At 60.8% G+C, this 26,877-nt stretch carries 17 protein-coding genes and 2 pseudogenes; 9 read left to right on the top strand and 10 right to left on the bottom strand.

The genetic code is table 11. The features are described 5' to 3' along the window. Window positions 1–152: 152 nt before the first annotated feature. A complete protein-coding gene (locus tag ACW9JE_RS06975; protein ID WP_457432320.1) occupies window positions 153–2,456 on the bottom strand; it encodes an Ig-like domain-containing protein in 2,304 nt (767 codons plus the stop codon). Window positions 2,457–2,491: 35 nt separating this feature from the next. Further along, window positions 2,492–3,883 carry a hypothetical protein gene (locus ACW9JE_RS06970; protein WP_457432319.1) on the bottom strand — a complete coding sequence of 464 codons (1,392 nt, stop codon included), beginning with the start codon at window positions 3,881–3,883 and terminating at the stop codon, window positions 2,492–2,494. Window positions 3,884–4,615: 732 nt separating this feature from the next. On the opposite strand from ACW9JE_RS06970, the gene mnxG reads away from it, so the two are divergent. The 3 genes from mnxG to ACW9JE_RS06955 all read left to right on the top strand — a co-directional run bounded on the left by mnxG (window position 4,616) and on the right by ACW9JE_RS06955 (window position 11,405). Beyond that, window positions 4,616–10,450, top strand: a complete 5,835-nt coding sequence (gene mnxG / locus ACW9JE_RS06965; RefSeq protein WP_457432318.1) for a manganese-oxidizing multicopper oxidase MnxG — start codon at window positions 4,616–4,618, stop codon at window positions 10,448–10,450. Between the two features lie 116 nt (window positions 10,451–10,566). Continuing rightward, complete coding sequence (locus ACW9JE_RS06960) at window positions 10,567–10,878, top strand: cupin (RefSeq protein ID WP_457432317.1); 312 nt, start codon at window positions 10,567–10,569, stop codon at window positions 10,876–10,878. Between the two features lie 116 nt (window positions 10,879–10,994). Further along, on the top strand, window positions 10,995–11,405 hold the full coding sequence (locus ACW9JE_RS06955; protein ID WP_457432316.1) for a VOC family protein: 411 nt from the start codon (window positions 10,995–10,997) through the stop codon (window positions 11,403–11,405). 341 nt (window positions 11,406–11,746) lie between these two features. Here the strand turns inward: ACW9JE_RS06955 and ACW9JE_RS06950 are convergent, their stop codons facing one another. Both ACW9JE_RS06950 and ACW9JE_RS06945 read right to left on the bottom strand, forming a co-directional pair. Next, window positions 11,747–12,070 carry a hypothetical protein gene (locus tag ACW9JE_RS06950; RefSeq protein ID WP_224533802.1) on the bottom strand — a complete coding sequence of 108 codons (324 nt, stop codon included), beginning with the start codon at window positions 12,068–12,070 and terminating at the stop codon, window positions 11,747–11,749. A gap of 574 nt (window positions 12,071–12,644) precedes the next feature. Beyond that, window positions 12,645–13,598, bottom strand: a complete 954-nt coding sequence (locus ACW9JE_RS06945) for an enoyl-CoA hydratase/isomerase family protein (RefSeq protein WP_224534268.1) — start codon at window positions 13,596–13,598, stop codon at window positions 12,645–12,647. 20 nt (window positions 13,599–13,618) lie between these two features. Between ACW9JE_RS06945 and ACW9JE_RS06940 the strand changes: the two genes are divergently transcribed. Next, a complete protein-coding gene (locus ACW9JE_RS06940) occupies window positions 13,619–13,792 on the top strand; it encodes a hypothetical protein (RefSeq protein ID WP_224534270.1) in 174 nt (57 codons plus the stop codon). A 479-nt stretch (window positions 13,793–14,271) separates the two neighbouring features. On the opposite strand, the gene paoC is transcribed toward ACW9JE_RS06940, so the two are convergent. From paoC to paoA, 3 genes are read right to left on the bottom strand one after another with little or no spacing between them, the layout of a single operon-like run. Continuing rightward, window positions 14,272–16,470 carry an aldehyde oxidoreductase molybdenum-binding subunit PaoC gene (paoC, locus tag ACW9JE_RS06935; protein ID WP_457432315.1) on the bottom strand — a complete coding sequence of 733 codons (2,199 nt, stop codon included), beginning with the start codon at window positions 16,468–16,470 and terminating at the stop codon, window positions 14,272–14,274. Then, entirely contained in the window at window positions 16,467–17,423 is a 957-nt protein-coding gene (locus ACW9JE_RS06930) for an FAD binding domain-containing protein (RefSeq protein ID WP_224534274.1), read from the bottom strand. The genes paoC and ACW9JE_RS06930 overlap by 4 nt, the downstream gene beginning before the upstream one ends. After that, window positions 17,420–18,043, bottom strand: coding sequence for an aldehyde dehydrogenase iron-sulfur subunit PaoA (paoA, locus tag ACW9JE_RS06925; RefSeq protein ID WP_224534276.1), 624 nt, complete (start codon window positions 18,041–18,043; stop codon window positions 17,420–17,422). Before paoA ends, ACW9JE_RS06930 begins: the two co-directional genes overlap by 4 nt. Before the next feature lie 422 nt (window positions 18,044–18,465). Here paoA and ACW9JE_RS06920 point away from each other — a divergent pair, with 422 nt between their 5' ends. The 4 genes from ACW9JE_RS06920 to ACW9JE_RS06905 all read left to right on the top strand — a co-directional run bounded on the left by ACW9JE_RS06920 (window position 18,466) and on the right by ACW9JE_RS06905 (window position 23,249). Beyond that, a complete protein-coding gene (locus tag ACW9JE_RS06920; RefSeq protein WP_457432314.1) occupies window positions 18,466–19,626 on the top strand; it encodes an L-talarate/galactarate dehydratase in 1,161 nt (386 codons plus the stop codon). A 213-nt stretch (window positions 19,627–19,839) separates the two neighbouring features. Then, the gene (locus tag ACW9JE_RS06915; RefSeq protein ID WP_224534364.1) at window positions 19,840–21,105 is read left to right on the top strand and encodes an MFS transporter; all 1,266 of its coding nucleotides are present in this window, start codon (window positions 19,840–19,842) and stop codon (window positions 21,103–21,105) included. 42 nt (window positions 21,106–21,147) lie between these two features. After that, window positions 21,148–22,080 carry a 2-hydroxyacid dehydrogenase gene (locus tag ACW9JE_RS06910; RefSeq protein WP_224534279.1) on the top strand — a complete coding sequence of 311 codons (933 nt, stop codon included), beginning with the start codon at window positions 21,148–21,150 and terminating at the stop codon, window positions 22,078–22,080. Between the two features lie 119 nt (window positions 22,081–22,199). Further along, window positions 22,200–23,249, top strand: a complete 1,050-nt coding sequence (locus tag ACW9JE_RS06905) for a LacI family DNA-binding transcriptional regulator (RefSeq protein ID WP_224534281.1) — start codon at window positions 22,200–22,202, stop codon at window positions 23,247–23,249. A 353-nt stretch (window positions 23,250–23,602) separates the two neighbouring features. On the opposite strand, the pseudogene ACW9JE_RS06900 reads toward ACW9JE_RS06905, so the two are convergent. Further along, window positions 23,603–23,689, bottom strand: a pseudogene (locus ACW9JE_RS06900) (hypothetical protein); the annotation flags it as partial. Window positions 23,690–24,405: 716 nt separating this feature from the next. Beyond that, the gene (locus ACW9JE_RS06895) at window positions 24,406–24,618 is read right to left on the bottom strand and encodes a hypothetical protein (RefSeq protein WP_224534283.1); all 213 of its coding nucleotides are present in this window, start codon (window positions 24,616–24,618) and stop codon (window positions 24,406–24,408) included. A gap of 249 nt (window positions 24,619–24,867) precedes the next feature. On the opposite strand from ACW9JE_RS06895, the gene ACW9JE_RS06890 reads away from it, so the two are divergent. Next, a complete protein-coding gene (locus ACW9JE_RS06890) occupies window positions 24,868–25,110 on the top strand; it encodes a hypothetical protein (protein WP_224533167.1) in 243 nt (80 codons plus the stop codon). Window positions 25,111–25,348: 238 nt separating this feature from the next. On the opposite strand, the pseudogene ACW9JE_RS06885 reads toward ACW9JE_RS06890, so the two are convergent. Beyond that, window positions 25,349–26,779: pseudogene (locus ACW9JE_RS06885) on the bottom strand (IS1182 family transposase). Window positions 26,780–26,877: the final 98 nt, after the last annotated feature.

The following is a 26,877-nucleotide window of genomic DNA, read 5'->3' as shown; positions in this document are numbered from 1 at the left end:
GACTGCGCAGCAGTCCCATCTTTTTGGGGCCGCTTCGCAGCCCAACGGGGGCAAGCCCCCTCGCCACAGGTATGGGTTCGGCATTCAGATCCACATCAACACGCCATCAAACGATACGCCCCACCTCCGCTAGCGAAGGTGGGGCGTTTGCGTTACTGAACCACCAACGGCGCCGTCCTCACGGTCCCAAGCGATGACCGGATGGTAACCGTCGGGTTGTTCGCGCTCGGCACGATGGTCGTGGTCGTCGCCGACAATCTCCAGCGCCCGGTGACCGGAACGGTCGCGGTGCCCAGCGTGACCAGTCCGCTGGCGGTGGAGACCTGAACGGTGATGGTGTTGCCGACCACCGCCGAGGTTGTCCCGGAGAGGTCCCAGGTGTAGCGGTTGTTGGAGCGTGACCGTGCTTCGGCGGTGGTCACTACCAGGTTTTCCTGGGTGACCTGAGGGGTGACTTGCACGGTGACGGTGGCCGGTGCCGAGAGCGCGCCCAGTGCATCGCGGACCTGGTAGGTGAAGGTGGTGGTGAAGGCACTGGTGAAGCTCTGCGGTGCGGTGTAGGTCACCACGGTGCCGTCGGTGCTGACACTGCCCTGACCGGCCGCCGGCTGGGACAGGATGATCACGCTCAATGGCGCGTTGCCTTCGGGGTCGGCGTCGTTGAGCAACACGTTGAGGGTCAACGTTCCGCCCTGGGTGGCCGCGGTGTCGTTGTTGGCGACAGGTGGCAGGTTGGGGCTGACGTTGACCGTGACGGTTGCCGGATCCGACGCGAGGCCTTTGTTGTCCATGGCGATGTAGCTGAAGGTCGCCTGCAGCGGAACGTTGGTTGCCGGTGGTGTGTAGGTCAGGCTGGTGGTGCCGTTGAGCGCCACCGTACCCTGGCCGGCTGCCGGCGGTACGAAACTGCCGATGGTCAGCGGCGTGTCGTTGTCCGGATCGCTGTCATTGGCCAGCACGTTGATGGTGATCGGTACGCCCGAGCTGGTGCTGGCGTTATCCGCCACGGCCAGCGGTTTCTCATTGTCGCCCGGAACATCGACGATGCCGGCGACGCTCACCGGTTCGCTGTCCGAACCGCCGGCAGCCGATTTCACCGTAACGCTTTCCGGTGGCTGGGCCACGTCATTGACCACCAGGGTTCCGCTGACCGGCAGAGGACCGTAGCCCTGGGCGACCAGGCCTGGGTTGACGACCTTGTCGCTGGAGGTCGCGGTGATGGTCAGGCGGTGATTGGCCGGGTCGTATCGAGCAGTGCTGACTTTGACCACATCGACCGGCGTGCGCGATACCGAGGTGGGTTTGTTCGCGCCACCCAGTTCGCTGGCGGTCAGCACCACCACCGAGGGCGGGGCGCCCGCTGTCGCGAAGTGGGTGTGGAAATAGCCGTTGTTGTCGGTCAACAGGTTAGCGCCAGGCAGGCATGGGCCCGGTGGCGTGCCGGTGAGCGTGAGGGTTGTGCGGTAGCAGACCGTCGAGGCAGCTGGCGTCACGGCCTGGGTACTGCTGTTGGTACGGAACGAATCGGCAAAGATTTCGACCAGCGAGCCGTTGCTGTCACGCTGATAGGTAACACGTTCCACTTCCACCGGCGTCTGGGTGCGGTCGTCGTAGATCTTGCCGGAGATCGAGAACAGGTTGGTGCGCAGAGTGCCGGCGGGACCGGAGATCTCGATGTAGTTCTGCGGATTGCCCTGATCATCGAGGACCGGGCTGCCGCGTACCTGCTCGGCTATGTTCGGGTCGCCGACGAATTTCTCCTGCAGCCCGGTTTCCGGGTTGGTCTCGGTGAAGTAACGGGCGATTTCGTTGCCGGCTTCGTTGGTCAGGCTATTGGGGGCCGACGCGCTGTACAGGTACGGCCCGATGGCACCCTGCAAAGCCCCTGAATAGTTGAGGGTGGCGATGCCGATGTCACTGGTGTCGTTGATCGCCCGCCGTCCGGGCGCGGCAACGACGTACACCTTGGTCCCGTACGGATGGCGCACGGTGTACATTCCCGCGGCAGGCACTGCGGCGCGGATCCGGATGCGGGCGAAGTTGTGTTGCTCGCCATCGACGATTTCGCCTTCACCGGCCACCGCTTCCAGGGCGGCGACGTACTGCTCGATGCCGAAAGTTCTGTCGCCGACGCTGGCGTCTGCGGTGAACCAGAAGCTTTCGCCTGGCCAGTTATTGGGGAAGACAATCGGCTCGGCAGGATTGAAGCCGCCTTCGGCGGGAATGGTGCACATGTAGCCCGGGGCGTCCGGCGTACCCGGCGCGCGGGAGCTGGTTGTCTTGGACAGGCAGAGCTCCAGCTTCACGTTGTTGAAGTCTTGGTACCACATCGGGAACCGGCCGGTGGAAAGGGTGTACGGACCCGGGTCGAAACTCTGCAGCGCTGCGTGGGCACTGCCTGCCACAGCAATGGACAGGCTCAGTGTGTTGAAGATGAAACGTGGCCACTTGTTCATGTTACCTCCTGGCTCTTGATCCGAATTCGGATGGGTCACTGGACGATGACCACTTCTTCTGTATCGCTGCCGCCGTTGGCCGACGTCACCCGGATGGTCGCTGGCGGCACGGTGCCGGCGTTGGGCGACAGGGACTTGTCGGCACCGCCCGACAGCTCACCGATCAACGCACCGCTCTTGCCGGCGTAGGCGGTCAGGTTGGGCGGCGTGATGCGGTCGCTGGTCGAGGCCTCGATGGTCAGTCGACCGCTGCTGCGGCTGTATTCCGCGCGGCTGATGGTGACCAGATCGGTCAGTTGCACGGCGACGGTGGTTGGGGCAAGGAGGGTAGGAATCGCCAGGTGGTTGTCGGCGGTGACTTGCAGCGTCGACGGTACTGACGGGTTGACGGTCGACTGGCCGTACCAGCTGCCGGTCGAGTTGGCTTCGGTCATGGTCACGGTCGCGCCCGAACTGTCCAGGAAGTTGACCGTCCCGGGCGGCGGCGGAGCCATGGTGAACACATCCTGATGCGCGACCACGTCACCGCCGGAGTTGCCCCGCGAATAGCTGGCGCGCTTGACCATGGCCGGAGCCGGCAGGTCCACGGCGCTGAGCTTGCCGGACACGGAGAAGGTGTCGCTGCGGGTATCGATGCCGTTGGGGCCCTGGATACGCAGGTAGTTGGTGTTGAACGGGCTGCCGGTCACCAGCTCCTCCAGATTCGGGTCGCCGATGTATTTCTCCTGCTGGCCGGTCTCCGGATTGGTCTCGGTGTAAGGGCCATTGACGCTGCGCAGGAACGGGCCGATGTCGCCCTTGAGCGCGCCGGTGTAGTCCCCGGATGGACCGATGCCGATATCGCGGGTCATGTTGATCGCCCGGGTGCCGCCGGTGTCGGCGAACTCTTCGGGCGTGACGTTGAACACTTCCACGCCATAGGGGTGAGTGACCGTGTAGACGCCGGCGACGGGCACATCCACACGAATGCGGATACGGGCGAAGCTCAGTTGGTGACCGTCCGCGACCTCGCCGTTGAATGCCGCTTCGATGGCTGCAACGTAGTCCAGGTCGATGCCACTGGCGGCGTCGGTGATGGCGCCGTCCGCGGCGTACCAGAAGGTCTCATCGGGATAGTTGGTTGGGAAGACGACGGGTTGGGTGTCATCGAACTCGCCGGGTGCCGGGTTGAGGACGCACATGTAGGCCGGCGCCCCGGGGGTGGGTGCTGTGCGAGAGCTGACTGCTTTGCTCAGGCACAGGTCCAGGGCTCGGCCATGGGTGTCCTGATACCAGGCGGCGTATCCGGTCTTGTTGCCGCTATCGAGGGGGTAGGGGCGTTCTCCTGGAACACCCGGGTCCACGGCGTAAAGTGCCGCCTGCGCCGTCCCGCCACCGAGTGACGCCAGCAGGATCGAACTTGCCAGTAGGGTCAATCTGTTGTGCATGATTCAGTCCTCTTGAAATGACGCAGGCTGGGGGTGCAGCTCGGTCGAAGGGTTCTGAAACGGCATCAGCAACGTTCGTGCCTGTTTAATCCTTTGGAAGTTGTCTTGAAAATGTCATGAACGGATTAACCCAATCGAAATTAGTTGGTCAGGTGTCGGCTTGGGTAATGGATTCGGCGGTGTCAGGGTGCTGGGCTGTGCTCCGGGAATAATGAAGAGATCTGGTTTTTCATAGGGCGATTTTGATTCCGTGTTCCCGTTTTATTGGGCGGGAACGGTGCCTCGATAGAAGTGTGACAAAATATGTCGAGGGTTGCGGAATTCAGTTAATTTCAAGTTCTGGGGGAACTTCGTGTTTGTCGAACTAGAGGCTGGTGGGGGAAATCACCCACTGGTGGGGAACTCGAATTGAACTGTAGGTCACATCTTTATAGGGTCCAAGTTGTTTCACTATTGATACTGTCATTTGCGGTCGACAACTAAATCCCCGAATTTTTGTTATCGAGAGCGTCTCCATGACAGATAATCGCGCGTGCGGGAGTCATGCAGGTTTCTCATACATACTTTGAAATAGGTTTGGGGAAAGTGGGGAACTAAGCAAGAGAGGTGGTATTTCCCCGATTGTGGGCGGTTAGTTCTCAACTAGTTGAATTCAAACTTGATTTGCATCTGGCGCGATATTTGCGGTGCCGAAGCCCAACCATGTTTGTGCTGACTTGGAGGCCTATCCAAATGATCCGCGCGCAACTGCACTCTCACATCGAACTAGATGGCATCCGTCGCTGGTTAAAGAGACCGCAAGGCTTGGCCTTGCTCGCCGGCGTATGGCTCGCCGGTGGCGAATTGGCCGAGGCGGCGGTGCAGTGCCAGCGAACCCTGGTGGCCAATGTCGTGGCCATGGACCAGCCGTTGATGTTCAACCGGCTCGGCGCACACAACCCCAACGGCATGATGTTCGCCCTGCGCGCGGATGTGGTGGACACCAACGGGGTGTTGATCACCCAGGGCGGCAGCGCCACGCCCGGTCAGGTCACCTTGCGCCCGGACAAGCGTCCGCGGCCATTGGTGCTGCGGGTGGCTGCCGGTGACTGTCTGACGGTCAACCTGCAAAACCTGCTGGCGTTCCAGGCCAACCCCAATGGCCAGGGCGGCGACCACGAGAACGGTGCCAACGGCGAGTTGCACGTCGACGCTCAGGTCGCCGACCGCCATGTGGGTTTCCAGGTCAACGGCCTGCAGGCATTTGGCTCGATCAACGATATTTCCGCCAACAGCGGGCGTAACGACAACACCCTGCTGGCGCCCGGTCAAAGCCGCAGCTACACCCTCTACGCCGAACGCGAAGGCACTTTCGTGGCGACCAGTTATGGCGCCACGTTCGGCAGCGAGGGTTCTTCCGGCAACGTCGGCAACGGCCTGTTCGGCCAGGTCGTGGTGTTGCCCAAAGGCGGGCGGGCCTATCACAACACGGTCACCGAAGAAGACATGCGCCTGGCAACGCGCGGGCGCACACCGGCCGGTCAGCCGATCATCGACTACCAGGCGCGCTACCCGATGCTTGAACCCTGGATCGCCGAAGGCAAGGCCGGCAAACCGATCCTGAGCATGGTCGACGGCAGCGAGATCATTGCCAGCAATGCCGACGCGGTGATCATGGGTCCCAATGCCGACGGCAGTTTCCCGCCCAGCACCTATCCCCTTGAAAGCCAGGGCAAGCGCAACCCCAGCCTGCCCAATCGCCTGGAGCCGTTCCGCGATTTCGCTGCGGTGTTCCACGACCAGTCCGCGGTCATCCAGGCGTTTCCAGGGTTCTGGGGCGATCTGGCGTTCGGTCAGATGCTCGATCCGACCCGCGATGCCTTCATGGTTAACTACGGTTCCGGTGGCATGGGCGCCGAGGTCATCGCCAACCGGGTCGGTGTCGGCCCCATGCACGATTGCCTGTCCTGCGCCTACGAGGAATTCTTCCTCAGCGCCCACACCACCGGCGATATCGCGATGCAGGTGGACGTGCCGGCCAACACCGGCCTCGAACAACTGGCGCCCGGCCAGGTGCCGCCGGCCGACAGTGTCGGCATCAAGGCCAGCATGGCGCTGTATCCGGCCGAGCCGTCCAACGTCGCCCACAGCTACCTGGGCGATGCGGTGAAGTTTCGCAATATCAGCGTGGGTTACGAGCAACACGTCTTCCATCTGCACGGTCACCAATGGCTGTTCAACCCCAACGATGACAACTCCGATTACATGGATGCCCAAGGTGTCGGTCCGGGCTCGGGTTACACCTACGAGATCGCCAACGGCGGCTCCGGCAACCGCAATCGGGTGGTGGGTGACGCGATCTATCACTGCCATTTCTATCCGCATTTCGCCCAGGGCATGTGGGCCATGTGGCGCATCCATGATGTGTTCGAAGAGGGCACGCGCCTGGCGGTCAGCCAGGAGGGCGACAACGATTTTCACGCCCAGCCGTTTGCCCTGCGCAGTGGCTTGCCGGCCGCCGGCGCCCGGGCCTTGCCCGATGGCGAGATCGTCGCCGGCACGCCGATTCCGGCAATTGTGCCTTTGCCGGGTAAAGCCTTGCCGCCGATGCCGGGCAAGGTGGTGGTGATTCCGAAATTGAGCGGCGAAACGCTGACCGCCGAACACGAGCCTGGTGATGACAGCGAAGCACCGCCTGCACCGAAAGTCGTCGGCTCCCTGGCCCTGGTCGATCGCAGCGAAGCCAACCGCAATGCCGATGGCAGCCTGAAAAATCCCGGTTATCCCTTCTGGATCGGCGGCATCGAAAGCACCGTCGGCCAACGGCCGCCAACGCCACCGCTGGACATGCTCGATGCGCAAACGGCTACGGCACTCAAAGGCAGCGGCAAGGAACTGTGGTCGGCGCTGGATCCGGCGCAGGCAGGTGGTTGGGACGGTGGCCTGCCGCGTCACGGCCTGGATGGCTGGGCGGCTGGCGGCGAGGCGCAAGTGACCACCACTTTGGTGGACATGAGCAAAGGCCTGGAACGTGCTAAACCGGTGTATTTCCCGGAGGAGGGCACGGAGGTCGAACAGTCGGGCATGGCCTTCCACGCCAAGCCCTCACATGCCAGCTTCGCCGTGTTGCCCAATGGTCAATTGCAGCCGCGCGACTTCCTCACCAATGGCGCCCCACCGGTGGCGGGCGCGCCGTTTTTCGAACCCTGCATGGACGACCGGCAAAAGCGCCTGACCCGCGCCGCCGGAGCCGGCTATTTCAACAGCGGTGAGCGTCTGGACGCCCAGTCGTTCACCGGCGCCTCGTTGTTCACGGCCGATCACCCGCGCGTCTACAAAGGCGCCAATATCCAGTTCGACGCCGTGTTCAACAAGATCGGCTACCACTTCCCGCAAACCCGGATCCTCACTCTGTGGGAAGACGCGTGGCCGGTGATCAACAAACAGCGCCCACCTGAACCGCTGGTGATGCGCATGAACACCTTCGACTGCACCATGTACCAGCACACCAACCTGGTGCCTTCCGTCTATGAACTCGACGACTATCAGGTACGCACGCCAACCGACGTCATCGGCCAGCACATTCACCTGCCGAAGTGGGACCTGACGTCCGCCGACGGCTCGGCCAACGGCTGGAACTACGAGGATGGCGTGCTCTCGCCGTCCACCGTGGTCGAGCGCATCCACGCCATTCGCCGCTTCAACGATTGCCGGGACGGCGACCCACGGGAAGGCACCGGGGATTGCCCGGTGGCCAAGCAGCATCCGTACTTCGGACGATTCAATCGCGCTGACTGGCTGGGCGCGCGCACCACGCTGCAACGCTGGTTCGCCGACCCGGTGCTGAACGTGCACAACATCGATCGCGGCCTGGGCAATATCTTTACCCACGACCACCTTGGCCCTTCGACCCACCAGCAAGTGGGCATGTACGCCACCGTGCTGGCCGAGCCTGCCGGTTCCAAGTGGTATCACGCCGAAACCGGCGAGCCCCTGTACAACGGTGGCGGACGCCAGGACGGTGGCCCGACTTCCTGGCAAGCGGTGATCGAAACCGGCGATCTCGATGGCGACAATCGCAACGACAGCTTCCGCGAGTTCTTCCTCGAGTTCAGCGACTTCCAGCACGCCTATGAGGCCGGTGTCTACGTCGGCGCAGGCCCCGATGGTGTGCCCAATGCCGCAGCCTTCCCGGCCACGGCGGACAGCTTCCGCTACGCGATCAACCCGCCTGCGCGCAAGTCGGCCGCCAACCTGCTGGAGTCGGTGGTGGAAGTCGCCAGTGGCCAACTGCTGACGTGCCCGTCGCGGCCGTGTCCGCAAGCGATCTCGGCATCGGACCCTGGCATCTTCGTCGTCAACTACCGCCATGAGCCCCTGGGCCTGCGCGTCTACGACCCGAACAAAATGGCGCCGGACGGCAAGCGTGGCATGCAGGCTGATGGCCTGGCCGGCGATCTGTCTTACGCGCTGCAAAGCCGCACCGATCGGGCGATCCCTGCACTGAACCTGGCCCCCAGCGCGATCACCGCTGCGACCGGTCCCACCGGCGGCGTGACCCTGTTGCCCAAACACATCAACCGGGGCGACTTGCCGGGTGATCCGTTCACGCCGACGTTGCGCACCTACACCGGTGACAACGTGCGCCTGCGGGTCAATGCCGGCGGCCACGAAGAGGAACACAACGTGACGGTGCACGGCGTGAAATGGCTGCATTCGGGCAGTGGCTTCGGCAACAGCTCCAACACCGGCTGGAAGGCGTCGCAGATGGTGGCGATTTCCGAGCAGTTCGGTTTCATGGCGCCGGTGGCGATGATGTCCAGTGCGGCCAGCGAGACCGGCGATTATTTGTATTCCATGGATGCATCGCTGGAGGGTTACTGGAGTGGCCTGTGGGGCATCATGCGCAACTACTCCCAGAGCCGCAGCGACCTGTTCCCGCTGCCCAACAACCCAAGGCCGGTGGCCGCGCGCAACACCGTCAATTTCAATGGCGTGTGCCCGCGCATCAGCCCCAATCCCACCGGCATCGGCACCCGGCCGACGGTACAACGCAACTACGAGGTGGTCGCGGCCCTGGCCAACGACATCCTCGCCAACCCGTTGGGCCTGACCATCGGCGACCCGGCAGGCACCGGTCAGCATGTGGGCGGTCCGCTCAATCCGCTCGGGGGCACCCTGGTCTACAACCCGAGGCCGGTGACGGTGCCGCAGGTGACGATCTTCGATCCTGAAGATGGCGAGACCTTCACCATCGGTGGGCAGTCCGGCCCGTTGCACGACCCGACCGCCATCCTGTATGTGCGCAAGGCCGACCTCGATCCGGTCAGCGGCAAGCTCAAGCCCGGGGTGCCCGTCGAGCCGCTGACGCTGCGCGCCGCCGCCGGCGATTGCATCAACATCACGTTGGAGAACCGCCTGCCCCTGATGATGCCGGACCTGCCGAACTATGCGGTGATGCAAGGCACGGTCAAGCGTGACCGCTCCAGTGCGCAGGGCTCGACCACCTTCAACAACAACCTGATGCGGCCCTCCAGCCACGTTGGCCTGCACGCCCAGTTGCTGACCTACGACGTCAGCAAGTCGGATGGCTTCAACGTCGGCAGCAACCCGGTGCAGACCGTGGCGCCACGGGCCGGCAGCACCGGTGCGTGGCCCAGCCGGACCTATCAGTACTACGCCGGGCACCTGGAGCGCGCCGGTCAGCCGGTCGCGTCCCAATTGGGGCGCAACGTCGACATGATCGAAGCGACCCCCATCGAGTTCGGTGGCCTGAACCTGATGCCGGCCGACCCGATCAAGCAACCGCAGAAAGGCCTGGTGGCGGCCATGTCAGTGGTGCCGGCGGGCGCCACCTGGCAGGAGGACGCCGCTTCAAGGGCGTCGGCCACGGTGAAGCCGACGGGCGCCAGCAGCTATCGCGACTTCATGATGATCTGGCAAAAGTCCCTGAACATGCGCTGGGCCAACGGCCTGCCGGTGGAGAACATGTCATCCGAAGGGCCGGGCGTTCCCAACGACCCCAAAGACAACTCGGACATGGCCATCAACTACAGGAGCGAGCCCCTGTGGTACCGCTTCGCCCGCGCACCGAACGCACCGTTCGGCCAGGCGGCCGGCAATGGCCTGGGCGCAGTGCCCAATGCGCACATGGCCTACAGCAACGCGCTGGTCGGCGGCGATCCGGTCACACCGATCCTGCGGGCCAAACCCGGTCAGCCGTTCCGCACCCACGTGCTGATGCCGTCGGGCGGCAGCCGTGGCGCGACCTTCCAGCTCGACGGCCATGTCTGGGCGTTTAACCCGTTCCAGGCTGAAAAGCTCGACACCTGGGGTTACCCCATGAAAAACGCAGGCATCGGCTCGGTGCGCTTTGGCTACAACCCCATGGCCATGTACATCGGCGCACAGGAAAGCGTGCTCCCGGCGGCGCACTTCAGCTTCATGTTCCCGAGTGCGGGCGGGGCGAATGCGGTGCCGGGGGATTATCTGTATCGGGACTATGCGGCGTTCGGGAATCTGGGGGGGATTTGGGGGTTGTTGCGGGTCAGTGATGAGCCTGCGCCACCGCCGGCTGCCGCGCCGTAGCAGGGTAATTTACGAGGCACCGTCGCCGCCCAGGCGCGACGGTGCCCGTTACCTGCAAAGGCATTCGACTCTGGTAGATTGCAGCCACTCAACTGCCTGCCCGAGACCCGCCCACCATGAGAATCATCCGCAGCAAAGACTTCACCGCCACCCGCGCCTGGGGCGCCGACGACATCGCCAACATGGGCGGAACCACCGTGCGCCTGCACTGGACCGATCAGCCATATAAGTGGCATGTGAATGATGGGGAAGAGGTGTTTGCGGTGCTGGATGGGGTGGTGGATATGCATTATCGGGAGTCAGGTGTGGAGCGGGTTGTGACGCTGGAGGTGGGGGATGTGTTTTTTGCGGGGGAGGGGTGTGAGCATGTGGCGCATCCTCGGGGGGAGGTGAGGGTTTTGGTTGTGGAGCGGGAGGGGAGTGTTTGAGGTTGGTAATGGGGGATTGGTGGTTACTTTGAAGGGCAGAAATCGGCCGATTGTGTTGAAAAAGTCGATGTTGATACCCTCAACCATTCTCGTGGATTGGTTTTGGATAGATGCTCATGTTGACTGGCTTGAATCATCTTACGTTGGCGGTTGTGAACCTTTCTCGCAGCATTGAGTTTTATGTGGCTCTGCCCGGCTTTAGGTTGGCTGCCCGTTGGGAGACGGGAGCTTATCTTTCCCTTGGCGATCTCTGGCTTTGTCTGTCTCTCGATGAGAGCCGTGTGGCGGAAAAACAGCCTGCTTACACCCACTACGCGTTTTCGGTGGGGCAGGATGATTTTGAAGAAGTCACCGCTTACTTGCGGCTTCGTAACGTTATTGAGTGGAAATCCAATTCGAGCGAAGGTGACTCGTTTTATTTTTCGGATCCCGATGGGCATCGTCTGGAAGTGCATGTAGGCGGCCTCGCCTCAAGGCTCGAGCAATGCCGGCGCCAGCCGTATGCAGGTATGGAGTTTTTTGACTAATCGTTTTTGTCTGATTGTTTACTGAAAAAGTAGCTTTGCTATCAGGCCGGCATGCCAAAAGGGGACAGATTCTATTTCATAAATCTGTCCCCTTTTGATTGTAGGAGCAAGGCTTGCCCGCGAAGAGGCCGGCACATTCAACATCGATGTTGGTCGGCCTGACGCCTTCGCGAGCAAGCCCGCTCCCACACTGGATTTGTGTCGTGCGCAGCATTTGTGTTCGGCGCGGGACCTGTAGGAGCGAGCATGCTCGCGATGGAGGCACAGACACCGCGGGGTATCAGGCTGCCAGCGTTATCGTTGACGACCATCGCGAGCAAGCTCGCTCCTACAGGGGTTGATTATGGCGAAGGCCGGGCGCGCAGGCGTCGGCCGATGATGTCCAGGACGTCGCAGCCATCGCGCAGCGGGATGGCGCAGAGCAGGGCGAAGTCGCTGAGGATGAAGGAGTCGCACTCGATGGAGCCGCGCATGGCGAGGTTCTCCAGGACCTGGGTGACGGCGCGGATGCGGTAGTTGGCCGCTTCCATCAGGATGTCGAGCGGGACGTGGGTGTCGATGAAGAAGGTGGGCATGTCGGAGCAATTGCCGGTCATGGCCATCCAGCGGTTGACGGGAGGGGGCAGTGGTTTTTCGTAGGGTGGATCGGGGTGTAGTTTTGTCATGATTGAAGGGCCTTAGTACGCGAATTTCAGCAGCCAACGGCCTTCCTACGGGCTTGGGTGGCAGCCATGTGCGGGCGTAGGAACTGAGGCATACCAACTCAGCCACGTCGAAACGTGGTCCCGCACACAGCCGCCGCAAATCAAACGACAGAACTGGTTTGGTGTTGGTAAACGAATGGGCTCCTACACCCAGCCACCGCTTTCACGGCGACGGGAAAAAGACTATCCCGCCCATCCAACGCCCACCAGTTCATGCAAATCGCCGCGTTTCGAAGGAAATCTCCGACGACTTTGCCCAGAAAATTTCCCAGAACCTACAGCGCGTCCTACACCCCGGGTGTCAAACCCCCGGGGCGTGGGATTCTGCCCCAGTCAGGTGGGGCAAAACCAGGGTGTAGGAAAAACAGAAATGCCCTACAGCCTCAGGAGAAGATGCCTTCAGAGTTTTCCCAGTGCGGCGATAGACAACCGAAAAATCAGCGTCAAAGTTCCTGGCCAAAAAGGACAAGGGGACAGATCTATTTTTCATAAATAAACCTGTCCCCTTTTGGTCCATGTTGCAGTCTTCTGCGCCTCAGTTTTTCTCGGCACTGACCTGGCCGGTGTACTTGGGCAGATTGATTTCCACATCAGCTTTTTGTTGCAGGCCTAGTTCCATCAGGCGGCCGATATGGTGTTGGGCGGCAGGGCGTCGAACAGAGTTGAGAAAAGCGGGCCATTCCTTCCCGACGTCTTCGTTTGAAGGGAGGGAAGCTACGTTCACCAGATCCTTGATCTCGCCCAGAGATTGCTTGTCGAAGGTGGCGATGCGGCGCGCCAGTGCATCGACGAAGCCGTTCAGCTCGTTTTCGGGAAAGCTGCGGTTTACGTACCCATAACGCTCGGCCAGCTTGCCGTCGATGTCGTTACCGCTTAGCAGGACTTCTAATGCACGGCCGCGGCCGATAAGGCGTGGCAGGCGCGCCATTGGGCCTCCGCCTGGAACAAAGCCGGCGCCAATTTCAAATTGGGAAAGCACTGCCTTGTCGCTGGCAAAACGCATATCGCTGGCCAGTGCCAGTTCGCTGCCCACGCCAGAGGCGCGGCCGTTGATCATGGCGATGGAAACCACTGGGGACTTGCTCAGGCGTACCAACATGTCCGGAAGGGGCGGCAGGCCGGTCTTCCCGTTGGGCATTTCCAGTGTCCGCTCCAGGGGCTCCGCGAAGTCGTAGTGGGTCAGGAAAAAGCCAGGCACCTTGCTTTCAAAAACCACCACCTTGAGTTTGGCGTCGCTTTCTATCGCGCTGACCACCTTCTCGAACTGTAAGGTTGAATCCGGACCATATATGTTGAAAGGCGGGTTGTTGATCTGCACTCGCCAGTATTCCGGGCTGACCTTATTAATCAGAAACTGGTTGGGGGCGGAACTGGCAGATTTTGGGGGGCTGGCAGCAGCGTCGGCGGCAAGGGCTTGACCTGCGATGAAGCTCCCACCCAACAGCATGCTAAAGGCGAGAGTGGCGCTTACGATACGTTGTGATTTCATAATGGTGGAGCTCCAATGTTATGGATGAACAGCGTTGGATTGACCTGAGTTTTGTTCAGGACCACGAGCACCAGTTGATGCTCGAATTAGCAGTACCGCTTGGAAAATATAGGCGCGATGTGGTCAGGTTGATGCTCAACTTCTCGACCCCTTTCGCCGGCCAGCCAACATCGCCGGTTTTAATGGAATGTTGAACTTGGCTGTGCTTCTGGAGAACGATGGGGTCACTATATTTATGATCATCATGAAGATAAACGGACGATCTGAAATATCAGTTAATACATGGGGTAACTAATCAACTGAAGCTTCAGGAGGGATGGGCTATCGATCCGAAGTGGAGATTGGGTAGTTGCCCAAGCGCTGATCTGCTCAGCACCAAAAGGGGACAGATCTATTTTTCATAAATAAATCTGTCCCCTTTTGATGTTGGTTGTAGGAGCGAGGCTTGCCCGCGAAGAGGCCGGCACATTCAACATCGATGTTGGTCGGCCTGATGCCTTCGCGAGCAAGCCCGCTCCCACAGTGGATTGGTGTCGTGCGCGGCATTTGTGATCGACGCGGGACCTGTAGGAGCGAGCTTGCTCGCGATGGAGGCGCAGACACCGCAGGGTGTCAGGCCACCAGCGTCATCGTTGGATCAAAAAGTCAGCGTTGTGGTTCGACACAGAACCCATCAAATCATCGGCGGCAATCGATCCAGCATCTTGTCCAAAGTAATCGGGTACTCACGAACCCGAATCCCTGTCGCGTTGTAGATCGCATTGGCAATCGCCGCGCTGACGCCGCAGATACCCAGCTCACCAACACCCTTGGCCTTCATCGGCGAGGACACCGGGTCGGTTTCGTCGAGGAAGATCACTTCCTGATGGGGAATGTCGGCATGCACCGGCACTTCGTAGCCCGCCAGGTCGTGATTGACGAAATAGCCCAGGCGCTTGTCCACCGCCAGCTCTTCCATCAACGCCGCTCCCACACCCATGGTCATCGCGCCGATCACTTGGCTGCGGGCCGAGGTCGGGTTGAGGATGCGTCCGGCTGCGCACACCGCGAGCATGCGCCGCACTCGGGTTTCGCCCGTGGCGCTGTCCACCGCAACTTCGACGAAGTGCGCGCCGAAGGTCGATTGCTGGAATTTTTTGCTCAGCTCGGCGAACTCGATCGAGTCTTCGGCCACCAACTCCCCGGCTTGCGCGGCGTCTTGCAGCGGTATGCGTTTATCGCCAGTCCGTACTTCGCCCTCGGCAAACGTCGCATCGTCCACCTTCACACCCAAGCGCTGCGCGACGGCTTCACGCAACTTGACGCAAGCCGCATACACCCCGGCCGTCGAGCAATTGCCGCCAAACTGCCCGCCGGACCCCGCCGACACCGGAAAGCTCGAATCGCCAAGGCGCACTACCACCTTGTCCAGGCTGACGCCCATCATCTCGGCCGCGGTTTGACCGATGATCGTGTAGCTACCGGTGCCGATATCGGTCATGTCGGTTTCGACGGTGACGATGCCTTGCTGATTCAACCGCACCCGCGCGCCAGACTTGACCAGCAGGTTGTTGCGGAACGCCACCGCCACTCCCATGCCGAGCAACCAGCGGCCCTCACGCTGCGTACCCGGCTGCGCCGCGCGCTTGTTCCAGCCGAATCGTTCTGCGCCAGTACGCAGGCATTCGGTCAGGTGGCGCTGGGAGAAGGGGCGCTTGGGGTCGACCGGATCGACCTGGGTGTCATTGAGGATGCGAAATTCCACCGGGTCCAGCTTCAGTTTGTGCGCCATTTCATCCATGGCGATTTCCAGGGCCATCATCCCTGGCGCTTCCCCCGGCGCGCGCATGGCGTTGCCTTCGGGGAGGTCGAGGGTCGACAGGCGCATGGTCACCAGACGGTTCTCCCCCGCGTACAGCAATTTGCTCGGTTGCGCCGCCAACTCGACCTTGCCGTCGGGCAAGCCGCCGTTCCAGCCTTCGTGAGCCGAGGCGATGATCTTGCCTTCGGCGGTGCATCCGATACGAATGCGCTGAATAGTGGCGGGGCGGTGGGTCGAGTTGTTGAACATCAAGGGCCGGGCGAGGGCGACTTTCACCGGCCGTTTGGCCATGCGTGCGCCGAGCGCCGCCAGCACCGCGTCGGCGCGCAGGAACAGCTTGCCGCCGAAGCCACCGCCAATGTAGGGCGAGATCAAACGTACATTCTGTTTGTCGATGCCGAGGGTGGTCGCAAGGTCGGTCACGGACCAGTCGATCATTTGGTTCGAGGTCCACAGACTCAGTTTTTTGCCGTCCCAGGCTGCCATTGAGGCGAACGGCTCCATCATGGCGTGGGCCTGATCCGGTGTGGTGTAAGTGGCGTCCAGTTGCACCGGCGCGGCGGCGAATGCTCCCTCGAAATCCCCGTGCAGGGTATCGGGCATCTGCTCCTTGTCTTCCTTGCCAGATTCGCGGGTGGCCGCCAGATCAAACACGCCCTCGGCGCGCTCGTAGCGAATGTCGACCATCTGCGCGGCGGTGCGGGCCTGCTCAAAGGTATCCGCCACCACCAGCGCGACGGCCTGGTGGTAGTGCTGGATGTCCGGCCCGCCCAGCAGCTTCGCCGTGTTGTATTTGCCTTTGCCGAGCTTGCCGGCGTTGGCCGCCGTTACGATGGCCAGCACTCCGGGCGCGGCCTGGGCAGCCTCCAGATTCATCGAGGCGATGCGCCCCTTGGCGATGGCCGAACCGATCACCACGCCATAGGCCTGGTTCGGCGCGACGTCGTGATGCTCGTAGGCGTAATGAGCAGTGCCGGTGGTTTTCAATGGGCCTTCGATGCGGGTGGTGGCCTTGCCCACGACCTGTAATTGATCGATGGGATTGGTGCTGGCCGGGGTATCGAATTTCATGCCTGTTCCCTCGCTTGGGCCATTACCGCAGCCAGCGTGCGCTCGACCAGGGTCAGTTTGAAGGCGTTGTCATGGGTGGGGGTGGCGCCGGCGAGCAGTTGCCCGGCCACCGCTTTGGCGCCTTGGGCCATCCGGGCTTCGGCATCCTCCGCGCGCCAGGGCTTGGGCGCGACGCCGCCAAGGGCGATTCGACCGCTGCCATCCTTCTGGATCACGGCGGCCACGGATACCAGGGCGAAGGCGTAAGACGACCGATCTCGAACCTTCTGGTAGAGGTGCGTACCGCCAAGGGGCGGTGGCAGCGTGACAGCGGTGATCAACTCATTGGCGGTCAGGCTGGTTTCGATGTTGGGTGTGGTACCGGGCAGCCTATGCAAATCGGCAATGGGAATGACCCGGGTGCTGCCGTCGGGTTTCACCGTCTCGATCTGGGCATCTAGCAAGCGCATGGCCACGGTCATGTCGCTGGGATGGGTGGCGATGCAGGCGTTGCTGACACCGATGATGCCCAGTTGCCGACTGACGCCGTCGATGGCCGAGCAGCCGCTGCCGGGCTGGCGTTTGTTGCAGGCCTGGTTGGGGTCGTAGAAATACGGGCAGCGGGTGCGTTGCAGCAGGTTGCCGGCGGTGGTCGCCATGTTGCGTAACTGGCCGGACGCGCCGGCGAGCAGGGCCCGCGCCAGCACCCCATAGTCTTTGCGCACCCGCGTGTCGGCCGCGAGGTCGGTGTTGCGCACCAGCGCACCGATGCGCAGGCCGCCATCGGCCGTGGCTTCGATCCGGTCCAGGCCGGCACCGTTGACGTCGATCAGATGCGAGGGCGTTTCGATTTCCAGCTTCATCAGGTCGAGCAGGTTGGTGCCGCCGGCAATGAAGCGCGACCCGTTGGCCTGGGCGGCGAGGGCGGCGGCGTCGGCGGGTGATTTGGCCCGCAGGTACGTAAAGGGTTTCATGCGCTGGCCTCTGCGACTTCGCTGATCGCCTCGATGATGTTGGAGTAGGCGCCGCAGCGGCAGATGTTGCCGCTCATGCGTTCCTGGATTTCACCGGCAATCAGCTTCGGTGGTTCGGTCAGGTCGGGGCTGGCGTGGCTGGGAATGCCATCACGGATTTCCCCCAGTACCGCCACCGCCGAGCAAATCTGCCCCGGTGTGCAATACCCGCATTGATAACCGTCGTGCTTGATGAAAGCGGCCTGCATCGGGTGCAACTGTTGCGGCGTGCCGAGGCCCTCGATGGTGGTGATTTTCGAACCTTCGTGCATCACCGCCAGGGTCAGGCAGGAATTGATGCGCCGGCCGTCGGCGATCACTGTGCAGGCGCCGCACTGGCCATGATCGCAACCTTTCTTGGTGCCGGTCAGATGCAGCTGTTCGCGCAGCGCATCGAGCAGGGTGGTGCGAGTGTCGAGGTCCAGGGCGTGCTGTTGGCCGTTCACCTCGATCGACACCTTGGCCTTGATCGGACGGGCGGCGTTGGCGGCGCTGGCCTGTGCGCAAATGAAGGGCGGTAGCGCAACGCTGGCGGCGGTCACGGCTCCAACGATCAGAAAGGTGCGTCGGGAAATCGTCATCAGGTCAATTCCTTTGCAGGTTTTGGGAGAGCAGCGCACTGCGGCGCTTTCGCTGCCCTCCTAAGACTGACCCTGGGGTTGACTGAAACGTTCTGTGTTTTTCGCCAATGCTGTTATGCGCGTGTCTCATGAATCTCGACGCAGAACCTGTTGTGGATATGCATTATCGGGAGTCGGGTGTGAAGCGGGGGATGTGTTTTTTGCGGGGGAGGGGCACCGGGCAGCCTCCAGCTGCACCTAAACGCCCGCCAGAAGGGTCGAGCTCGGCGCCCAACCAAGAGCAAATTGGAACTTGAATGATTGCGCAATCAGTGTAATCTCTCCCTATGCCCTGAGGAGCCCAAGCCTCCTCGGGTATTTTTTTACGAGCGAATGATTGCGCAATCATCAAAATAAAACCGCCAATCCGAAGGAAGCCTCAAATGCCACAACAACCGCAAAACCTGCAGTGCGCTGACAACGACCGAATTGCCTACATCAAGGTTTCATCGGTGTTTCTGCCGCTGGCGAACCCGATCAGCGGCGCCAAGGTATTGACCGGTCGCCAGAAGCCGATGACCGAGATCGCCATTCTGTTCGCCGAGATCGAAACGGTCGATGGACACCGCGGGCTGGGCTTCAGCTATTCAAAACGCGCCGGCGGCCCGGGCCAGTTCGCCCATGCCAAAGAAATTGCCCCGGCGCTGATCGGCGAAAACCCCAGCGACATCGCCAAGCTGTGGACCAAGCTGTGCTGGGCGGGCGCCTCGGTAGGTCGCAGTGGCCTGTCGACTCAGGCCATCGGTGCCTTCGACGTGGCCCTGTGGGACCTCAAGGCCAAGCGCGCCAACCTCTCGCTGGCTCGCCTGCTCGGCGCCCAGCGCGATTCGGTACGCTGCTACAACACCTCAGGCGGTTTTCTGCACACGCCTCTCGACCAGTTGCTTAAGAACACCGACCTGTCCCGCGAGAAAGGCATTGGCGGGATCAAGCTCAAGGTTGGCCAACCCGATTGCGCGATCGACCTGCACCGCGTCAGCACCGTGCGCGAGCACCTGGGTGAAAACTTCCCACTGATGGTCGACGCCAACCAGCAATGGGACCGGCCGACTGCGCAGCGCATGTGCCGGCGCTTCGAAGAGTTCAATCTGGTATGGATCGAGGAGCCGCTGGACTGCTACGACGCCGAAGGGCATGCCGCCTTGGCGCAGCAGTTCGACACGCCTATTGCCACCGGCGAAATGCTGACCAGCGTTGCCGAGCACGCCGAGTTCATCAAACTGCGCAGTGCGGATTTCCTGATGCCCGACGCGCCACGGGTAGGCGGCATCACCCCGTACCTCAAGGTAGCCGCAATGGCGGAACAGGCCGGCGTGATGCTGGCACCACACTTTGCCATGGAGCTGCACGTACACCTGGCAGCAGCGTACCCAACTGAGCCATGGGTCGAACATTTCGAATGGCTGGAGCCGCTGTTCAACGAGCGTCTCGAAACCCGCGACGGGCGAATGCTGGTACCGACCCGTCCGGGCCTGGGCCTTTCCCTCAGCGAGCAGGTACAGCCCTGGACCGCGCAAGTCGTCGAGGTCGGCACACGCCCGTAAGACCAAGGGCCGGCCAGGCCCTGCTGCAACTGTACGACCGGAAAAAATCGTGAACCACAAGGCCCGGGCGCTGATGACAGCGCCTACGGGTCCGATCGACATAAAAAAGACAATAAGAGGGTTACGTACGTGGATCAATTGACAACCGCTGCAGCGGCGAGCGCAGCTCCCACCAGCCAGAAACGGACCCATGTCCGCTACTACATTCTCGCCATGCTGTTCATCGTCACCGCGATCAACGTCGGCGACCGGGCAACGCTGTCGATCACCGGCTCCGCGCTGATGGAAGTGCTAAGCATCGACACGGTGACACTGGGCTACATGTTCTCGGCCTTCGCCTGGGCCTATGTCATGGGCCAGTTGCCCGGCGGCTGGCTGCTGGACAAGTTCGGTTCGGCGCGGGTGTACGGCATTTCGCTATTCCTGTGGTCGAGCATCACCGTGGCGCAAGGCATGACCGGCTTCCTCTCGGTACCGGTCGCGGTCGCCACGCTGTTCGTGCTGCGTTTCCTGCTGGGGGTGATCGAAGCCCCCGTATACCCGGCCAACAACCGCATTGTCGCAGCCTGGTTCCCCATGCAGGAGCGAGGCCTGGCAACGGTAATCTACAACTCGTCGCAGTACTTGTCGGTGGTCCTGCTGGCGCCGTTGATGGGCTTTATCGCCCACCGTTTCGGCTGGGAGCATGTCTACTGGTTCATGGGCGGGCTTGGTATCGCGATCAGCGCGCTATGGTTCAAGTTCGTCAAGGCCCCAGCCGAGCATGGCCTGGTCAACGATGCGGAGCTTGAACATATCCGCAGCGGCGGTGCCGAGATCGACATGGACAAGGCGCGGGAGAAAGGCGCGTTCCAACCACGCTTCTCCGATCTCAAGGTGCTGTTGCGCAGCCCGATGATGTGGTCGATCTACCTGGGCAAATACTGCGACACCTCGCTGCAATATTTCTTCCTGACCTGGTTCCCCATCTATCTGGTCAAGGGCCGCGGGCTGAACATCATGGAGGCTGGTGCGATTGCAGCAATCCCCGGCATCTGCGGCCTGCTCGGTGCGCTGTGCGGAGGCGCCGTATGCGACTTCCTGCTGCGTCGTGGTTTCTCGCTGACCCTGGCGCGCAAGATCCCGCTGGTGTGCGGGATGAGCATCGGCGTCACCTTGGTGCTGTGCAACTTCACCGACTCGATCTGGATTGTCACCCTGCTGATGTCCCTGGCGATCTTCGGCAAGGGCGTGGTGGCGGTGGACTGGACCCTGGTGTCCGACACCGCGCCCAAGCAGATTACCGGCATGGCGGGCGGGCTGTTCAACATGTTCGGCAACATCTCGGGGATCATCACGCCGATCATCATCGGTTACATCGTGCATGCGACGGGCTCGTTCGAAGGCGCGCTTTACGTGGTCGCAGGCCACGCGCTGCTGGGCGCGCTGGCGTTCCTGAGCATGGGCACGCTGCGCAAGCTGGCACTTGAACGTGCATGACCCCCACTTCCGTTGCAATCACGCCCCTGAGGTATGAACACCATGATCAACATTCTTCTGACCCAACCCGTGCCCGACGACATCGACCGCGAGCTGCTGCGACGCTATAGCGTCCACCGGCTTTACGAGGCAGCAGACCCGAACGCATTTCTGGCCTGCCATGGCAAGTCCATCCAGGCAGTGGTGACCGGTGGCGCGAAGGGCCTGGCCAACCCGGTCATGGACCGCCTGCCCGCGCTGCGCCTGATCGCCATCAGCGGTATCGGTACCGACGCTGTGGACCTTGTCCATGCTGCCAGCCGTGGCGTGCAGGTGAGCACCACGCCAGGCGTGCTCACTGACGACGTCGCCGACATGGCCATCGGCCTGCTGATCATGACCCTGCGCGAGCTTGGCACCGGCGAGCGAATCGTACGTGCCGGCGCTTGGGGCAAGACGCCGCAACCTCTGGCTCGAAAAGTCTCGGGTATCTCGCTGGGCATTGTCGGCCTGGGCCGGGTCGGGCACGCCATCGCCCATCGCGCGCAGGCATTCGGCATGACCATCCGTTACCACGACCGCAAGGAGCAGCCTGAGAGCGGTCATGAATATGTCAGGGATATCGAGGCGCTGGCACGCTGCAGCGATGTTCTGGTGCTGGCCGCGTCGGCGGACAACGGCGAGGCGATCATCACCGCCAAGGTGCTGCAGGCCCTGGGGCCGCAGGGATACCTGATCAACGTGGCGAGAGGCAAACTGGTCGATGAGCAGGCACTGGTGGCCGCGCTCCGCGACCGAGTGATAGCCGGCGCCGGGCTGGATGTGTTCGTCGACGAGCCAAACGTGCCGCAGGCCCTGCGCGAGCTGGACAACGTAGTGCTGCAGCCGCATCGCGGCAGCGCCACGCAGCAGACGCGCCTGGCAATGGGTGAAATGGTCCTGGCCAGCCTGCATGCATGCTTCGACGGGCAGCCGGCTGCCATCGACGGGCAATAGCAGAAGCAGCGCTGATCTGGCAGTTCGCCGGCCTACCGGGTATCTTGCCCACAGTGCGGCCCGGGGCAATACTTGCCTGGGGCCGCGTACTCGGTCAGTCGAATAGCCTCGGAATCAGCATGGCAAGACAAATCGCGAAGCCGTCGTCGACGGCCGATGCGCAGGCAGTTAAAAAAGCGGGCAGCCCGACACTGGTCGATGTGGCCAAGGTCGCGGGTGTATCCCCGATTACCGTGTCGCGTGCCTTGCACCGCCCAGAGGTGGTCAGCGAAGAAATGCGTGAAAAAGTGCTCGCGGCGGTGCGCCAGACGGGCTACGTCTCCAACATGCTGGCCGGCGCGCTGGCCAGCAAAAAAACCCGCCTGGTGGCAATTTTCCTGCCCACCATCGCCAACTCGATCTTCGCCGACACCGTCCAGGCCCTCATGGACCGCCTGACCGAAGCCGGTTATCAGACCCTGCTGGGCCTGACGGGCTATTCGGCCGAACAGGAGGAGAAGCTGCTCGAAGCCGTGCTGGGGCGACGCCCGGACGGCATCGTGCTGACCGGCACACTGCACACCGAATCCAGCCGCTTGCGCCTGGCCCAGTCGGGCATTCCAGTGGTCGAAGCTTGGGACCTGAGTGAAGACCCTCTCGACATGCTGGTTGGTTTTTCCCATGAGGGCGTCGGAGCGGCCATCGCCAAACACCTGCTCGGCAAAGGCTACCAGCGTTTCTCCGTTGTCAGCATCAGCGACCCTCGCGGCCTGCGCCGCTGCAACAGCCTGGTTGGCGAACTGGCACGCCACGGTATTACCAGCGTGCCCATGCAGGTGTTGACCCCGCCGGCCACGCTGGAAGTCGGCCGCCAGGGCCTAAAGCAACTGCTGGAGGCCGGTGAAGCCCCGGATGTTGTGGTATGCAGCTCTGACACCGTCGCACAGGGTGTGCTCGCCGAAGCAGCCAGCCGAGGCATGCGCGTTCCCGAGGATATCGCTGTGATGGGCTTCGGCGACCTGAGCAGCGCTGCTCATGTGCATCCTGCGCTGTCCACCGTGCGGGTGGACGGCAAGCGCATCGGTGACCAGGTTGCCCGTGCACTGCTGGAGCGTTTTAAGCATCCCGACGGCGGTAAGACGGTGCGAGTTGATACTGGGTTTACCCTGGTGGATCGGGAAAGCACCTGAAAGGGCGGGTCAACACAACAGAGGTTTAGAACAAAGCGTGACGACCGGTTTCCCAGTTGTCGATGGCAGGCTTTGCAGGGTCGGCTTACCGATCTTTCAGAGCCAGGGGAAATGAATTTGGTATCGAGGCACTCCTGAATGCCCCAGACACCACCTTCACGGCCCAGGCCACTCATTTTCTGCCCACCAAACGGTGATACGGTGCTTGAGATGTCGACGGCTCGCCGTGGTTGATACCGACAATGCCGTAGTCCAACTCTCCGATACGCTGGCATCAACATTCCACCGTTGCGGGCAGAGGCGCGGCTGTAGGAGCACCAGCTCTACTTGCTGGCCAGCCACTACGAGTGCGCCGGATTAGTATCGCTGACGAAGTCGTCGAGGCTTTCGGGAAGTACGGTGCCTTGGCCTCGGTGTTCACCTTGGATAAAGCGCATCATGGGCGATCCCTACGATGAAATCCTCAGAAATCATATCAAGGGTTCGCAGAAGTATTTTTACACACTCTCGGCCGGTTTCTGCCTGTCGTGAGCGGCACAAATCGGCCAAAAGTGGACGGTGGACACGGTGATGGCAAATAAGTAACTTCATCAGTGAGCAGCAGCCCTTGCCATCACACATAGTACGGTCTTCTTTAAGCATTGTCGCATTTGCCGTAGACACTACTGCGCCGTGCAAGGACTTACGGAGTGACAAAGAAGCCCTAAAACACTACATCGCGATAAGAAGCGCAAACCACTCAACCACTGTTGAATATCCAAGGAAGTTTCCAATGCGTTTGTTGACATTACTATCTGCATTCTTGTTCGCTGGACTGCCCCCAATCGCCCTTGCTGCTGGCCCTGAGCATCCAAAAGAATCAATTATCTTCGACCAAGTAGTGATCGATGAGATTTCCAACGCACTATCAGGGAAAACTCGCACTGACTTTGACAAGTTGACCTTGAGTGCACTTAGAGAGAGCACGCCAAATATCTCGCCTTTAGCTCCAACCTATCGAGTCTCATACAGTCCAGCTATAGCGGTTTATGCATCAGTGGTTACTTCCAATGCTCAGAATGTGTTGTATCGGGAGACATCTATCACAAAGCTTTCAGACAAAGAAACTGGGCGAAAATATTCGGTCACATGGGCTATGGCTAGGTGCGAAGCTCGATCAATCACTCCCCTCTATGCCTTTCATGTCGATCAAGCTGGAAACATTGTCCGCACTTTTCTTCTCGCCCGGCTCGGTGATCTCGCAGCCACGGACGACGCGCTTGTTGCGGATTCGCTCGATGTTGTTTGCGGCAAAAGCAACGAGGCAGCGGTTGTCTCTGAGCCTCTCGTAGACGCTAACGGTCTCTTCGGAGAGTGAACGTTCCAGCATTCGATGACATCCGTTCTGCCTGCGCCGACCAGACCGGCACCGAATGTTACGGCTGATCGTCTGGATTTCTCAATTTCTGGGCGATAGCAGTTCTTGGATAACGTCAGCTTTGGGTAGACCCCCATCCTTCGTGGCAGGCAGAAGTCGACCCAAAGCTGACGTCAGGCAATGGATGCTCGTGGCCAATAGCTGTAATTAAGCAACCGGAGTAATCTTTCGGCCTTCCCGCACAATTGAGGCTAGCAACAGATGACGGAACAGCTTTGCGTGGTGTTCATTCCGGCTCTTTCAGTAGCGTTGCAAAACGCCGAAACGAACAAAGGCTCTCCACTTACAGAGTCCGAGGCGCTCAAAATCCGTGATCAAGCGACATGCGTTGCAGTTCCATTCGACGTCGCCCTAGGTATGGAGAAGGATCGTGGTTTCCGGGACTTGGTTGCTGAGGATTGCTGGAATGAATGGCAGCGACTACGGCTCACAATGAAGAAATGATCCTCCTGACCTGCACTATTCCTCAGTCATAAATGCGATCTTCTCCTGCTCATTTCTAGCGAAATGAGAGGCAGCTTCTGGCCCAGAGTGTGTAAAAACGCTTTTGTATCTTGAGTGCGTCAACCATGCGTTCCTAGGCGATGCGATTGCCCAAGCGTTTGCCGCGATAAGCATGATTGACGTTCCAAAGCGGTTATCGCGCGGTATAGCGCCTTCTGGAGCAGAGAAAACCGAGGCTTTACGCCGCCATCGCCTTCAGCAGGCCTGCTGTACCGATGATGTTCATAACCCGCTTCATGTTGTAGGCGAGCACATTGAGACTCATCTCCGCGCTTACCCCGACCAGTTTGCGCGTCAGGAAATGCGTTGAGCCCATCCATTGTTTGAGCGTCCCGAAGGGATGCTCAACCGTCCTTTTTCGGATTCGCATCATGTCCGGTGCATGGTTCAACCGATGCTGCATTTCCTCCAGCACCGCTTCATGTTCCCAGCGCCTTACTCGACGATTTTTGCTTGGTGTGCACTGCCTTTTCAGTGCGCAGCCCTGGCATTTCGAACTCCAGTAACAGTGCATATTCATGCCTTTCTCAATACTGGAGAAGCGCCAGGGCAGCGACTCTCCCGCCGGACAGATGTATTCGTTTTTCGTTGCGTCATAAACGAAAGCATCTTTGTTGAATCGACCATCCGCCTTGGCGCTTGAAGTCATCGGCTTTGGCACGTAGGCAGTGATGTTCGCGTCGTGACAAGCAAGGATTTCTTCACTCTTGAAGTAACCTCGATCAGCTACCACCGCCAACGTTTCTGACGCCATGGCATCGCGAGCCTGCTTCGCCATCGAGCTGAGTTGATCGCGGTCGGAACCGTAGTTGGTGACCTCATGAGCAACGATCAAATGGTGCTGAGTATCGACCGCTGTTTGCACGTTGTAGTCGACGATTCCCGTGCCGCGCGTCATCATGGAGCGGGCGTCTGGATCGGTCAGTGAGACCTGTTTATCCGGCGATTCATTGAGCTGGATTTCGATCGCCTGAAGCTCTTTCATTTGCGTCTTCAGCTTGGTGATTTTCTCTTCCAGCCGCACGGCGCTGGGCTCGGAGGCTGTAGGTTCTTGCCGATCGGCAGCATCGAGTGCCGTCAGGTAACGGTTGATGCTCGATTCAACTTCTTCCATTCGCCGCTTCAGTTTGGCGCTGGTGAAATTGCGGTCACGATTGTTGACTGCCTTGAATTTGCTGCCGTCGATGGCGACCAGATTTTCCCCGAACAATCCCAACTGCTGACACAGCACAACGAACTGGCGGCAGACGCCTCAGATGGCCTTGCTGTTGTCTTTTCGGAAGTTGGCAATGGTCTTGAAATCCGGCATCAAACGCCCGGTCAGCCACATCAGCTCGACGTTGCGTTGGGCTTCCCGTTCCAGGCGTCGACTCGACTGAACCCGGTTCAGATAGCCGTAGATGTAAATCTTCAACAGGATCGCGGGGTGATAAGCTGGCCGGCCCGTCTCTGCCGGTATGACACCGTCAAAACCAAGTTTGGCCAGGTCGAGTTCGTCGACGAAGACGTCGACTACGCGCACCGGGTTGGTATCGCTGACGTAGTCGTCAAGACTCTCGGGAAGTAAGGTGCTTTGACCGCGATGTTCGCCTTGGATGAAGCGCTTCATTGACGATTCCTGAGTTAAACACCTCGGAAAATCATAGCAAAGGTGTATAGCGGCATAGGCTCCCTGATAGAGGCGGACTTCAGTTACCCCTCTTACTG

The sequence above is a fragment of the Pseudomonas sp. SDO55104_S430 genome (assembly GCF_054070595.1).
This window is presented reverse-complemented; position numbering and strand designations above follow the sequence as displayed.